Origin of the sequence: Pseudomonas sp. SORGH_AS_0199, from assembly GCF_031453735.1 — a bacterium.
Taxonomy (GTDB): Bacteria; Pseudomonadota; Gammaproteobacteria; order Pseudomonadales; family Pseudomonadaceae; genus Chryseomonas; species Chryseomonas aestiva.
This window is the reverse complement of the sequence record NZ_JAVJAE010000001.1, coordinates 215086-227604: the sequence shown is the minus strand read 5'-3', so window position 1 is coordinate 227604 and position 12519 is coordinate 215086. Positions and strand designations below refer to the sequence as shown.

Genomic DNA, 12519 nt, shown 5'->3' with positions numbered 1-12519 from the left:
GGCCGGCAGAGAGTTCTCGGCGACCGTTCGTGTGCCTTGCCTTTTAGGTGACCGGGCGCAATGAGCAGCAGTTCTCGCGCGGCGTCGGTTTGGCGGCAAAGTAGACAAACGGTTTTACCTACAGAAGTAGCTACAAGCGCAACGGCCGTGGCAGGAGAAGGCCTCTGGGGCGGGCAATGAAACGCAGTCGCAACAGGGGCAACCATTCGTCATGCCCATGGTGGCGATATGCAAATTCGATGAACGATTTTTCGTCTGGTGCGGTCGATTTCTGCAGACGTTGATGTTCGCGCCAACCAGGCGAACCCCTCTTTCTCTTCACGTCCTGACAGGAGATCTCTCATGGCCGTTGCCAATGCCAAGCAAGAACTCAAGACCGTTTCCAGCGTCAAGCAGAAGGCCCATCAGGGCGAAGACGCCACCCTGCAGAACCAGCAGGCCGTAGGTGAAGCCCTGGCCGTGCTGCTGTCCGATGTCTTCGCGCTGTACATCAAGACCAAGAACTACCACTGGCACATGAAGGGCTCGCACTTCCGCGACTACCACCTGCTGCTGGACGAGCAGGCTACCCAGCTGTACGGCATAACCGACCTGATCGCCGAGCGCGCTCGCAAGATCGGCCAGCCCACCGTGCGCTCCCTGGAGCAGATGGTGCAACTCAAGCGCCTGGCCAGCAGCGATGCCACCGATCTGTCGGCGGACCAGATGCTGACCGAGCTGCACGACGACAACCAGTCGCTGGCCGCCTACATGCGTACCACCCACACCCTGACCGACGACGCCAATGACGTCTCCACCACCAGCCTGCTGGAAGAGTGGATCGACCAGGCCGAAGAACGCGCCTGGTTCCTGGGTCAGACCGTCGGCAAATAAGCCGCGGTAGTTACCTGAAAGCCCGTCTCCGGACGGGCTTTTTCATGGGCGCTCGCCAGGGGTTTGGGATTCGACTGGTACTGCCGCGGGGTACAGCCGAACTCCCGGCGAAACACCGCGTGCAGGTACTGCGCCGAGGTGAAACCGCAACGCCGGGCGACCTCGGCCAGACTCGGGGCCTCTTCCTGCAGCGCCACGGCCGCAGCGGCCAGCTTGAAGCCGAGAATCTCGTCGTGGACGCTGCGCCCTAGTTCGCGGCGAAAGGACGTCTCCAGGGCCGAGCGGGAGATGCCGACATAGCTGGCCACCTGCTCGGTCTTGATGCCCTGGCAGGCGTACTGGCGGATGAAGTGCAGGGCGCGCATCACCTGGGGATGCCGCACCGGCTGGTGGCGACTGGAGGCCTGGACGTTGATGCCCTCCGGCGGGATCAGCACCCTTGGCGCCCCCAGTTCGACGCCGTGCAGGCGCTGGTGCAGGAGTCGCGCCGCTTCCCGGCCGATGGCCTCGGTCCCCTGGATCACCGAGGTCAGGGGCACGCGGGTCAGGGTGCGCGCCAGCGGATCGTTGTCGATGCCTACCAGTGCCACCTGTTCCGGCACCGGGATGCCGGCCGTGAAACAGGCCTGCAGGAGTTGCCGCGCCCGGGCGTCGGTGACGGCGAGGATGCCCACTGGCTTGGGTAGGGCTTCCAGCCAGGCGATCAGCTGTTCCACCGCCGTATCCCACAGCGGTGCGCTGGTCTCCAGACCGCGATAGATCTCCACCGGCAGGCCGTCGCGGCGGAGCAGGGCGGCAAAGGCTGCCTCGCGCTCGCCGGCCCAGCGATTGGTGTCGGCGGCGGGCAGGCTGAAGCAGGCGAAGCGGGTCAGCCCGGATTCGATCAGGTGGTCATAGGCCAGGCGCACCAGGGCGGCATTGTCGGTGGCCACGTAGGGGATGCCGGGCGGGTAGTCGGTCGGGGCCGCGTAGGAGCCGCCGACGGCCACCACCGGCAGCGCGCTGTGGGCCAGGGCGGCGCTCACCGCCGGGTCGTCGAAGTCGGCGATGATGCCGTCGCCCTGCCAGCGCTCGATGCCCTTGAGCCGGCAGAGGAAGTCCTCTTCGAGGAACAGATCCCAGCGCGCCCGGGTGCCGCTCAGGTAGTTGCCGATGCCGGTGAGGATGCCTCTGTCGTAGATCTTGCTGCCGTTGAACAGCAGGGCGACGCGGTGGACGGGCGGCTGGCTGGGCATGGCGGGGTTCCGGCAGGAGGCGCGGGCGGGGCTCCAGACTACGACCGGCGAGCCCACCTCTCAAGCGGCAAAATCGCACCTGGCTCTGGTGATTTTCACAATAGGCAGCCCGGGTGGCGGCGCTACCATCGACGCAAACCGGTACGCCGTATCGGGTGCGACAGATAAGAACAAGGACAACGCCATGGCTTATTTCCCCAATGTCGAGAAAGTCCGCTACGCCGGGCCCGACAGCGATTCTCCGCTTGCCTTCCGCCACTACGAAGCCGACCGCCTGGTCATGGGCAAGCCCATGCGCGAGCACCTGCGCATGGCGGTCTGCTACTGGCACACCTTTGTCTGGCCGGGTAGCGATGTCTTCGGTCAGGGCACCTTCCAGCGGCCCTGGCAGGCAGCAGGTTCGCCCCTGGAGCAGGCCCGCGCCAAGGCCACCGCCGCCTTCGAATTCTTCAGCAAGCTGGGCGTGGACTACTACTGCTTCCACGACACCGACGTCGCCCCCGAAGGCGCCAATTTCACCGAGTACCGCGAGAACTTCGCCCGCCTGGTGGACGATTTGGAGCGCCACCAGAGCGAGTCCGGCCTCAAGCTGCTGTGGGGCACCGCCAACTGCTTCAGCCACCCGCGCTATGCCGCCGGCGCCGCCAGCAACCCCGATCCGGAAGTCTTCGCCTGCGCCGCCACCCAGGTCTGCACGGCGATGAACGCCACCCACCGCCTGGGCGGCGAGAACTATGTGCTGTGGGGTGGCCGCGAAGGCTACGAGACCCTGCTCAACACCGACCTTAAGCGCGAGCGCGAGCAACTCGGCCGCTTCATGCGCATGGTGGTGGAGCACAAGCACCGCATCGGCTTCCAGGGCGATCTGCTGATCGAGCCCAAGCCCCAGGAGCCCACCAAGCACCAGTACGACTATGACGTGGCCACCGTCTTCGGCTTCCTGCAGCAGTTCGGGCTGGAGAAGGAGATCAAGGTCAACATCGAGGCCAACCACGCGACCCTCGCCGGGCACAGCTTCCAGCACGAGATCGCCAGCGCCGTGGCCCTCGGCGTGTTCGGCAGCATCGACGCCAACCGCGGCGATCCGCAGAACGGCTGGGACACCGACCAGTTCCCCAACAGCGTCGAGGAAATGACCCTGGCGATCTACGAGATCCTCAAGGGCGGCGGCTTCACCCGCGGCGGCTTCAACTTCGACGCCAAGGTGCGGCGCCAGAGCCTGGACGACGTCGACCTGTTCCATGGCCACGTGGCGGCCATGGACACCCTGGCGCTGTCGCTGGAGCGCGCCGCGGCGCTCCTGCAGGACGATCCCCTGGGCAAGTTCAAGGCCGAGCGTTATGCCGGCTGGGATCAGACCCTCGGTCAGCGCATCCTCGGTGGCCAGCTGAGCCTGGAACAACTGGCCGAGCACACCTTCAGCCAGGGCCTCGCGCCCCAGCCGGTGAGCGGTCGCCAGGAGCTGCTCGAAGGCGTGGTCAACCGTTACCTGTACCGCTAGCGATCGCGAGCGGGTCGGCAGAAAAGCCTGCCTGACCCGCTTGTGCAAGTGCGCTGAATCGTTACACTCAAATCCGTTCTCTCGCTCCACAACAACAATAACCAAGGACGCCACCATGAATTTCAAGACGACCCTGCTCGCCGGTCTGCTCGCGCTGTGCACCACCGGTTTCGCCCAGGCCGACGCCCAGCATCCCAAGATCGGTTTCTCCATCGACGACCTGCGCCTGGAGCGCTGGGCCCGTGACCGCGACTACTTTGTCGCCGCCGCCGAGCAACTCGGCGCCAAGGTCTATGTGCAATCCGCCGACGCCAACGAGCAGCGCCAGCTGTCGCAGATCGAGAACCTGATCTCCCGCGGCGTGGATGCCATCGTCATCGTGCCGTTCAACGCCACGGTGCTGAACAACGTGGTGGCCGAGGCCAAGAAGGCCGGGGTCAAGGTGATCTCCTATGATCGTCTGATCCTCAACGCCGACATCGACGCCTACATCTCCTTCGATAACGAGAAGGTCGGCGAGATGCAGGCCGGTGGCGTGCTCAAGGCCCAGCCCAAGGGCAACTTCTTCCTGCTCGGCGGCGCGCCCACCGACAACAACGCCAAGATCCTCCGCCAGGGCCAGATGAAGGTCCTGCAGCCGGCCATCGACAAGGGCGACGTCAAGATCGTCGGCCAGCAGTGGGTCAAGGAGTGGAACCCGACCGAGGCCCTGGCCATCGTCGAGAACGCCCTGACCGCCAACGACAACAAGATCGACGGCATCGTCGCCTCCAACGACGCCACCGCCGGCGGTGCCATCCAGGCCCTGGCCGCGCAGAAGCTGGCCGGCAAGGTCGCCGTGTCCGGTCAGGACGCCGACCTCGCCGCCATCAAGCGGGTGATCGCCGGGACCCAGACCATGACCGTCTACAAGCCGCTCAAGCTGATCGCCTCCGAGGCGGCCAAGCTGTCGGTGCAACTGGTGCGCAACGAGAAGCCGGCCTTCAACTCCAGCTACGACAACGGCACCAAGAAGGTCGACACCCTGCTGCTCACCCCCACCGAGCTGACCAAGGCCAACGTCGACCTGCTGGTCAAGGACGGCTTCTACACCCAGGCCCAGATCGACGGCAAATAACCACTGGCCACCGGCTGGCCGTCTGACGCCTGGCGTCGGACGGCCCCTGGGCAAGGAGCGGCCATGGCCGACTATCTGCTGGAAATGCACGGCATCGCCAAGAGCTTTGGCGGGGTGCGGGCGCTGGACGGCATCGATCTCAAGGTGCGTCCGGGCGAATGCGTAGGGCTGTGCGGCGAGAACGGCGCCGGCAAGTCCACCCTGATGAAGGTCCTGTCGGCGGTCTATCCCCACGGCACCTGGGAAGGCGAGATCCGCTGGGACGGGCGTCCGCTGGAAGCCCAGTCCATCGCCGAATCCGAGGCGGCCGGCATCGTCATCATCCACCAGGAACTGACCCTGGTACCCGATCTGTCCGTGGCCGAGAACATCTTCATGGGCCACGAGCCGCGTCGCTTCGGCGGGCGGCTGGACTACCCGACCATGCTGCAGCGCTCGGCCGAGCTGATGCGCCGGCTCAAGGTGCCGGACATGAACGTGGCCCTGCCGGTGTCCCAGTACGGCGGCGGTCTGCAGCAACTGGTGGAGATCGCCAAGGCGCTGAACAAGAACGCCCGGCTGTTGATCCTGGACGAGCCGACCTCGGCGCTCACCACCTCCGAGATCGCCGTGCTGCTGGACATCATCCGCGACCTCAAGGCCCAGGGCGTGGCCTGCGTCTACATCTCGCACAAGCTCGACGAGGTGGCGGCCATCTGCGACACCATCACGGTGATCCGCGACGGCAAGCACATCGCCACCACGCCCATGGCCGAGATGGACATCGACCGCATCATCACCCAGATGGTCGGCCGCGCCATGACCAACCTCTATCCACAGATCCCCCACCAGATCGGCGAGGTGATCTTCGAGGCGCGTCACTTCACCTGCCTGGACGTCGACAATCCCCAGCGCAAGCGCGTCGACGACGTCTCCTTCGCCGTGCGCGCCGGCGAGATCCTCGGCATCGCCGGGCTGGTGGGCGCCGGGCGCACCGAACTGGTCTCGGCCATCTTCGGTGCCTACGACGGCCGTTACGAAGGCGAGGTCTGGCTCAATGGCCAGCGCATCGATACCCGCACCCCGCTGAAATCCATCCGCGCCGGCCTCTGCCTGGTACCGGAGGATCGCAAGCGCCAGGGCATCATTCCCGACCTGGGCGTGGGCTCGAACATCACCCTCACGGTGCTGGACAGATTCGCCCACCTGAGTCGCATCGACAGCGAGGCGGAACTGTCCTGCATCGACACCGAGATCGCCCGGCTACAGCTAAAGACCAGCAGCCCCTTCCTGCCCATCACCGGCCTCTCCGGCGGCAACCAGCAGAAGGCGGTGCTCGCCAAGATGCTGCTGGCGCGGCCCAAGGTGCTGATCCTCGACGAGCCCACCCGCGGCGTCGACGTCGGCGCCAAGTTCGAGATCTACCGGCTGATCGGCCTGCTCGCGGCGGAGGGCGTGGCCATCGTCATGGTCTCCTCGGAGTTGGCCGAGGTGCTCGGCGTCTCCGACCGGGTACTGGTGCTCGGCGAAGGCCGGCTGCGCGGCGATTTCCCCAATGAGAATCTGACCCAGGAGCGGGTACTGGCCGCGGCCCTGGGTACCACCGAACGGGCGGTCGCCCAAGCCCGGGAGCACTTCTGATGCACGCCGTGAAACAGCTGTTCACCCGTTACAAGATGCTCGCCCTGCTGATCGCCGTGGCCCTGATCTGGCTGTTCTTCAGCTGGCAGACCGAAGGCGGCTTCGTTACCCCGCGCAACCTCTCGAACCTGCTGCGGCAGATGTCCATCACCGGCATCCTCGCCTGCGGCATGGTGCTGGTGATCATCGCCGGCGAGATCGACCTGTCGGTGGGCTCGCAACTCGGCCTGCTCGGCGGGGTGGCGGCGATACTCGACGTCACCTACCACGTGCCCCTGCCGATCACCCTGCTGGCGGTGGCCGCCGGCGGTCTGCTGATCGGCCTGATCAACGGCTACCTGAGCGCCTATCGGGGGATACCGTCGTTCATCGTCGGCCTCGGCGGCATGCTGGCCTTTCGCGGGGTGCTGCTCGGTCTCACCGGCGGCGTCACCGTCGCCCCGGTGTCGCCGGAACTGGTCTACCTCGGCCAGGGCTATCTGCCGCCGGTGGTGGGCAGCGTCCTGGGCGTGCTGCTGTTCGCGGTGGCCGTGGTGCTGACCTGGCGCCAGCGCAGCAAGCGCAAGACCCTCGGCCTCGCCCTCGCGCCGCTGTGGCGCGACGTGCTGCGGGTGGTGGTGATCGGCGTGGTGCTGGTGGCCTTCATCCAGACCCTCAACCGCTATGACGGCATCCCGGTGCCGGTGCTGATCCTGCTGGTGCTGCTCGGGGTGTTCAGCTACATCACCAGCCAGACGGTATTTGGCCGGCGCATCTATGCGGTGGGCAGCAACCTGGAAGCCACGCGGCTGTCGGGCATCAACGTCCAGGCGATCAAGCTCGGCATCTTCGGCCTGATGGGCGTGATGTGCGCCCTGGCCGGTCTGGTCAACACCGCCCGCCTGGCCGCCGGCTCGCCCTCGGCCGGCACCATGGGCGAACTGGACGCCATCGCCGCCTGCTTCATCGGCGGCACCTCCATGCGCGGCGGCTCGGGCACCGTCTACGGCGCCCTGCTCGGCGCCCTGGTGATCGCCAGTCTGGACAATGGTATGTCCATGCTCGACGTGGACAGCTACTGGCAGATGATCGTCAAGGGCAGCATCCTGGTCCTGGCGGTCTGGGTCGACGTCAGCACCCGCACCAGCCGGCGCTGAGCGGCATGGCCAGGGGTGGATGAGGCTGCGCCGTCATCCACCCTGCGCCAGATCCCCCACCTTACTCCGAGTGACCCCCTCTCCCCCTGGGAGAGGGCCGGGGTGAGGGCACGCAACCAACACTCACGCTTTCCGGCAAGCTCCGTCCGTAGCGTGGAAAACCGCCAAGCCTTTTCCACTGGCTGGCTCTCGGGATCTGCGGTGGATGAGGCTGCGCCGTCATCCACCCTACGGTAGAGCTACCTCTCACGCCGTAGCGCCCCCTCCCCCTCAGGGAGAGGGCTGGGGTGAGGGCGACTCAGCCAACGCTCAATCCCCCCGGCCAACTCCTCTCAGCTCTCGAACCGCTGCACCCGCGGACCACGCTGGCGCAGGTCGGCGAGGCTTGCCGGGCTCAGGGTGCCGAGCGCCCGGTCGAGATCGCGCTGCAGATCCTTGATCACCGTGGCCAGGGTGGCCGTGCATTCCAGGCTGCACAGGGGAATCGCCTTGGTGACCGTGACCGCGCGGGCCGTGTCGGTGACGGTGAACAGCAGGGTGCGATCGGCGCGCCGCGGGACGGCCAGGCAGGAGTGCGGACTGAAGGCGGTGATCAACATGTCGATGGCGTCTTGCATGGGCCGTTCATCCTTGGCGTGACCGGGGAAGCGTCCGCGTCAGACGCCCCCAGGCGCTGAAAGGTTCATTCCAGAGCGCTGGCGTGGGCAGGAAGCTTTCCTGCGCGCGGGATCGCTCGGCGGCGGAACGCCTGCCGGCTGTTCCTCGGCCGCGACCGGCAGTCCCCACCGGGAGGGTTCCATGCGCAGCCCGGCCCGGCTGCTGTGGACACGCGGGACGCCGCGCCATCCATCCCGCGCCTTTGACGCCCGCGCCGGGCTGCGGCAGAGTGCGCGCCCTTTTGGTGGTGCGGAGTCGGCGATGAATGCGGTGGTGGTGGCGGTAGGACTCATGCTGATGCTGAGTCTGGCCCGGGTGCATGTGGTGGTGGCGATGATCGCCGGGGCGGTGGCCGGTGGTCTGGTCGGCGGCCTGGGCCTGGAAGGCACCCTGCTGGCCTTCAACGCCGGCCTGGGCAATGGCGCCAAGGTGGCGCTCTCCTATGCGTTGCTGGGCGCCTTCGCCGTGGCCATCAGCCAGTCCGGGCTGGCGCACATGCTGGCTGATCGCGCCCTGGCGCTGATGGAGCGGCAGGCCAGCCAGGGCGGACGTTCGCTGCGCTGGGCGCTGCTCGGTCTGCTGCTGGCGGTATCCATCGCCTCGCAGAACATCCTGCCCATCCACATCGCCTTCATCCCGCTGCTGGTGCCGCCGCTGCTCTATGTGCTGACGCGCCTGGAGCTGGATCGCCGGCGGCTGTCCTGCGTCATGACCTTCGGCCTGATCGCCCCCTACATGTTCCTGCCGGTGGGCTTCGGCAGCCTCTATCTGCACGACATCCTGCTGGCCAGCGTGGCCCGCGCCGGCGTGGACGTCAGCGGCGTGGACCCCAGTCGCGCCATGCTGCTGCCGGCCCTGGGCATGGTGGTCGGCCTGCTGCTGGCTGTCTTCGTCAGCTATCGCCGGCCGCGACAGTACGACCTCAGTCTGGTGGCGCGCACCGAGCGGGCCGACCGCCCCTACAACGGCCGCACCCTGCTGGTGGCGCTGATCGCCGTGATCGCCGCCTTTGGTGTGCAGCTCTGGCTGGACTCCATGATCCTCGGTGCGCTGGTCGGCTTCGTGGTCTTCACCGCCACCGGCGTGGTGCGCTGGCGCGAGGCGGACGACCTGTTCAGCGAGGGCGCGAAGATGATGGCGGTGATCGGCTTCATCATGCTCACCGCCGGCGGCTTCGCCGAGGTGCTGACCGCCACCGGCCAGATCAAGGACCTGGCCGCCACCGCTGCCGGCCTGATCGGTGACAACCGCGCCCTGGGCGCGCTGCTGCTCCTGCTGCTGGGCATGCTGGTGACCCTGGGCATCGGCTCGTCCTTTTCCAGCGTGCCCATCCTCGCCGCCATCCTGGGGCCGCTGTGCCTGCACCTGGGCTTTTCGCCGCTGGCCATCGTCTGCCTGATCGGCACCGCCGGCGCCCTGGGCGACTCGGGTTCGCCAGCCTCGGATTCCACCCTGGGCCCCACCTCGGGTCTCAATGTGGACGGCCAGCACAGCCATATCTGGGACACCGTGGTGCCGTCCTTCCTGCATTTCAGCCTGCCGATGCTGCTGTTCGGCTGGGCGGCGGTGCTGCTGCTGTAACCGGCGATTGCCGGCCGGGCGCAAAGCCCCGGCTGGGCGGGTCCAAGGCCTACAGCCCAGGAGCCGCCCCATGTCCAGCCCTACCTTCAGTGTCGAACCCCTCACCGCCGCCGACCTGCCGGCCACCACCGAAGTGGTGCGCCTGGCGTTCGCCACCTGGATGGGCGCCGCCGAGCCGGGCGAATTCTGGAATGACCGCGACTATGTGCGCAGTCGCTTCGCCGCGCCCCACACCGCTTGGTTCAAGGCCCTCGACGGCGAGCGCCTGGTCGGCGCCGTCTGCGTCACCCGCTGGGGGCGCCACGGCATCCTCGGCCCGCTGGCGGTGCACCCGGACTACTGGGACGCCAAGGTGGCCAAGGCGCTGATGGGCGCCGCGGTCGAGCAGCTCGACGCCTGGCAGCTGGTGCATGCCGGACTCTTCACCTTTCCCGACAGTCCGCGGCACCTGGGGCTCTACCAGGGCTTCGGCTTCTGGCCGCGTACCCTGACCGCGGTGATGGCGCGTCCGCTGCAAACACAGGCGGCGCCGCCGGCGCTGCGCTTTTCCCTGGCGGCCGAGCCCGACCGGCTGCTGGCGTCCTGCGCCGAACTGGGCCGGGCCAATGCGCCAGGGCTGGACGTCTCCGCCGAGATGGCCGCGGTACGTGAACAGCAACTCGGCGAGAGTCTGCTGCTGCAGGACGCGCAGGGCCGGGCGGAGGGCTTCGCCGTCTGCCATTTCGGGCCCCACAGCGAGGCGGGCACCGGGGTCTGCTATGTGAAGTGCGCGGCGGTCCTGCCCGGTACGGGGGCCGAGGCGCGCTTCGCCCGGCTGATCGCCGCCTGCGATGGCCTGGCCCGGGACCATGGCCAGCAGCGCCTGCTGGCCGGCGTCAACACCGCCCGCCTGGGGGCCTACCGCTGGCTGCTGGCGGAAGGGTTTCGCAGCGAGATCCTGGGCATCACCCTGCACCGGGGCGAAGCCCATTACGATCATCCCGAGGTCTGGCTGCTGGACGACTGGCGCTAGCCGACCGGCAGAGCAGCGACAGGGAAAAAAGGCTCTGGAACGGGCTAAAGAGCGAAGCGGCGAGGCCGATACAGGGACTCGGATCGCGCGCAGCCCTTGCCGCGGCTGCTCCCTCTAAGGATTCGATCATGGCCTTGCTCAAGCACTACTCGATCATGCGCGCGCTGGATATCCTGGCCGCGGCGACGGAGACCGTCACCCCCCTGGCCGAGAGCGGCAGCTTCCAGGGCGATCCTGCCCTGGCACGCCTGACCAAGGGGCTGCAGGCGCTGCTGGTACAGCAGCGGGAATTGCAGCAGCAGGTGCAGACGCTGAGTCAGGACAATGCCACCCTGACGGCGCGCATGGCCGAAAGCGAGACGCTGGCCAGGCGCCTGGGGACCCGCTTCGAGCTGGTCAGCCAGGGTTCCAGCGAAGGCCTCTGGGACATGGAGGTGGTGGCCGGCGATCCGGTCAATCCGCGCAACGCCTTCTGGTGGTCTGATCAGTTCCGCGCCATGCTCGGCTTTCGCGATGAACGCGATTTTCCCAGCGAACTCGGCAGCTGGGCCAAGCGCCTGCATCCGGAAGACAGCGCCTGGGTGCTGGACGCCTTCGCCGCCCACATGAAGGATCGCAGCGGTCAGACCCCCTTCGATGTCCAGTATCGCATCGCCCTGAAGTCCGGCGAATACCGCTGGATGCGCGCCACCGGCGCCACCCTGCGTGACGAGCGCGGCGTACCGCTGCGGGTGGCTGGCTCCCTGCGCGACATCCATGACCAGCGCCTGCGCGATCAGGAACTGGACGTCACCCTGACCCGTTTCGAGTTGGCGCGGGAGATGCTCAACGACGGCCTCTGGGACATGGAGGTGATCGCCGGCGATCCGCTCAATCCCAGGAATCCCTTCTGGTGGTCGCCGCAATTTCGCCACCTGCTCGGTTACGAGACCGTCCAGGAGTTTCCCGATGTGCTGGACAGCTGGGCCTCGCGCCTCTACCCGGACGATCGCGAGCGGGTACTGGAGGCCTTCGGTGCGCACATCAATGACCGCAGCGGCCGCACCGGCTTCGACATCACCTATCGCCTGGTGCTGAAGAACAACGAGGTGCGCTGGTTCCGCGCCCGTGGTCAGACCCGGCGCACCGCCGATGGCACGCCGTTGCGGGTGGTGGGCGCGCTGGCCGATGTCCATGCCCTGCACGAGCAGGAATCCTTGCGCGGCAACCAGGAAGACCAGCACCGCACCATGGAAGAGAACCTGCAGAAGGTGACCGAGATCGTCGGCTCCATCCAGGGCATCGCTGCCCAGACCAACCTGCTGGCGCTCAATGCCGCCATCGAGGCCGCCCGCGCCGGTGAAGCCGGCCGTGGCTTCGCCGTGGTGGCGGACGAGGTACGCAAGCTGGCCACGCGCACCTCGGAGGCCACCCAGCGGGCGGCCGACATGATCCGCAAGTAAGGGCGCCTGGCTTCAGGCGTCGCCCGCGGTCGCCTTCTTTCGCGACCGGCTGCGCGGCTTGGGTGCCGGCGGGGCGACGCTGCTCTGGATGCCGCCGACCTGAGTCAGGTTGTCGTCGGGCTGGTCTTCCAGTTCGCGGTTGGCCTGAAACCAGTGCTCGAAATCCTGGCCATGGGGACGACCTTCGCGTTCCCAGATTTCATAGGCGCGCTGGCGGATGCGTTCTTCCAGTGTCATACCGGTAACTCCAAAGGGGCAGGGGAGAGCGGCCGGCAGCTCCGGCGCCCTTCCTGACTAGGCCCGAGGCGACCACGAAAAGTTTCTCCGGCGCTCCGGTCAGCCAGG

At 67.3% G+C, this 12519-nt stretch carries 11 protein-coding genes; 8 read left to right on the top strand and 3 right to left on the bottom strand.

The window, feature by feature from the left end; translation table 11 throughout:
• Window positions 1–342 precede the first annotated feature (342 nt).
• Entirely contained in the window at window positions 343–873 is a 531-nt protein-coding gene (locus tag QE444_RS01085; RefSeq protein WP_059228999.1) for a Dps family protein, read from the top strand.
• Here the strand turns inward: QE444_RS01085 and QE444_RS01080 are convergent.
• Window positions 855–2108 carry a DNA-binding transcriptional regulator gene (locus tag QE444_RS01080; protein WP_285385661.1) on the bottom strand — a complete coding sequence of 418 codons (1254 nt, stop codon included), beginning with the start codon at window positions 2106–2108 and terminating at the stop codon, window positions 855–857. The genes QE444_RS01085 and QE444_RS01080 overlap by 19 nt on opposite strands.
• 184 nt (window positions 2109–2292) lie before the next feature.
• Between QE444_RS01080 and xylA the strand changes: the two genes are divergently transcribed.
• The 4 genes from xylA (at window position 2293) to QE444_RS01060 (ending at window position 7482) form a co-directional block, all read left to right on the top strand.
• Window positions 2293–3609 carry a xylose isomerase gene (gene xylA / locus QE444_RS01075; RefSeq protein ID WP_187980552.1) on the top strand — a complete coding sequence of 439 codons (1317 nt, stop codon included), beginning with the start codon at window positions 2293–2295 and terminating at the stop codon, window positions 3607–3609.
• Between the two features lie 115 nt (window positions 3610–3724).
• Window positions 3725–4726, top strand: coding sequence for a D-xylose ABC transporter substrate-binding protein (xylF, locus tag QE444_RS01070; protein ID WP_059229005.1), 1002 nt, complete (start codon window positions 3725–3727; stop codon window positions 4724–4726).
• 63 nt (window positions 4727–4789) lie between these two features.
• The gene (gene xylG / locus QE444_RS01065; RefSeq protein ID WP_133862014.1) at window positions 4790–6346 is read left to right on the top strand and encodes a D-xylose ABC transporter ATP-binding protein; all 1557 of its coding nucleotides are present in this window, start codon (window positions 4790–4792) and stop codon (window positions 6344–6346) included.
• On the top strand, window positions 6346–7482 hold the full coding sequence (locus QE444_RS01060) for a sugar ABC transporter permease (protein WP_059313241.1): 1137 nt from the start codon (window positions 6346–6348) through the stop codon (window positions 7480–7482). Before xylG ends, QE444_RS01060 begins: the two co-directional genes overlap by 1 nt.
• Window positions 7483–7814: 332 nt before the next feature.
• Here QE444_RS01060 and QE444_RS01055 read toward each other — a convergent pair whose 3' ends face one another.
• On the bottom strand, window positions 7815–8099 hold the full coding sequence (locus tag QE444_RS01055) for a hypothetical protein (RefSeq protein WP_133862013.1): 285 nt from the start codon (window positions 8097–8099) through the stop codon (window positions 7815–7817).
• A gap of 301 nt (window positions 8100–8400) precedes the next feature.
• On the opposite strand from QE444_RS01055, the gene QE444_RS01050 reads away from it, so the two are divergent.
• The 3 genes from QE444_RS01050 (at window position 8401) to QE444_RS01040 (ending at window position 12174) form a co-directional block, all read left to right on the top strand.
• Window positions 8401–9720 (top strand): Na+/H+ antiporter NhaC family protein, encoded by a 1320-nt coding sequence (locus QE444_RS01050; protein ID WP_285386028.1) that lies wholly within the window; start codon window positions 8401–8403, stop codon window positions 9718–9720.
• Window positions 9721–9790: 70 nt separating this feature from the next.
• A complete protein-coding gene (locus QE444_RS01045) occupies window positions 9791–10732 on the top strand; it encodes a GNAT family N-acetyltransferase (protein WP_187980550.1) in 942 nt (313 codons plus the stop codon).
• 128 nt (window positions 10733–10860) lie between these two features.
• Window positions 10861–12174, top strand: a complete 1314-nt coding sequence (locus QE444_RS01040) for a PAS domain-containing methyl-accepting chemotaxis protein (protein ID WP_285385658.1) — start codon at window positions 10861–10863, stop codon at window positions 12172–12174.
• Between the two features lie 12 nt (window positions 12175–12186).
• On the opposite strand, the gene QE444_RS01035 is transcribed toward QE444_RS01040, so the two are convergent.
• The gene (locus QE444_RS01035) at window positions 12187–12411 is read right to left on the bottom strand and encodes a DUF2934 domain-containing protein (protein ID WP_007159825.1); all 225 of its coding nucleotides are present in this window, start codon (window positions 12409–12411) and stop codon (window positions 12187–12189) included.
• Window positions 12412–12519: the final 108 nt, after the last annotated feature.

What these genes read in the sequence shown, in the direction of transcription:
- QE444_RS01085 (WP_059228999.1), top strand. Translation starts at nt 343, where the DNA reads ATGGCCGTTGCCAATGCCAAGCAAGAACTCAAGACCGTTTCCAGCGTC.
- QE444_RS01080 (WP_285385661.1), bottom strand. Translation starts at nt 2,108, where the DNA reads ATGCCCAGCCAGCCGCCCGTCCACCGCGTCGCCCTGCTGTTCAACGGC.
- xylA (WP_187980552.1), top strand. Translation starts at nt 2,293, where the DNA reads ATGGCTTATTTCCCCAATGTCGAGAAAGTCCGCTACGCCGGGCCCGAC.
- xylF (WP_059229005.1), top strand. Translation starts at nt 3,725, where the DNA reads ATGAATTTCAAGACGACCCTGCTCGCCGGTCTGCTCGCGCTGTGCACC.
- xylG (WP_133862014.1), top strand. Translation starts at nt 4,790, where the DNA reads ATGGCCGACTATCTGCTGGAAATGCACGGCATCGCCAAGAGCTTTGGC.
- QE444_RS01060 (WP_059313241.1), top strand. Translation starts at nt 6,346, where the DNA reads ATGCACGCCGTGAAACAGCTGTTCACCCGTTACAAGATGCTCGCCCTG.
- QE444_RS01055 (WP_133862013.1), bottom strand. Translation starts at nt 8,099, where the DNA reads ATGCAAGACGCCATCGACATGTTGATCACCGCCTTCAGTCCGCACTCC.
- QE444_RS01050 (WP_285386028.1), top strand. Translation starts at nt 8,401, where the DNA reads ATGAATGCGGTGGTGGTGGCGGTAGGACTCATGCTGATGCTGAGTCTG.
- QE444_RS01045 (WP_187980550.1), top strand. Translation starts at nt 9,791, where the DNA reads ATGTCCAGCCCTACCTTCAGTGTCGAACCCCTCACCGCCGCCGACCTG.
- QE444_RS01040 (WP_285385658.1), top strand. Translation starts at nt 10,861, where the DNA reads ATGGCCTTGCTCAAGCACTACTCGATCATGCGCGCGCTGGATATCCTG.
- QE444_RS01035 (WP_007159825.1), bottom strand. Translation starts at nt 12,411, where the DNA reads ATGACACTGGAAGAACGCATCCGCCAGCGCGCCTATGAAATCTGGGAA.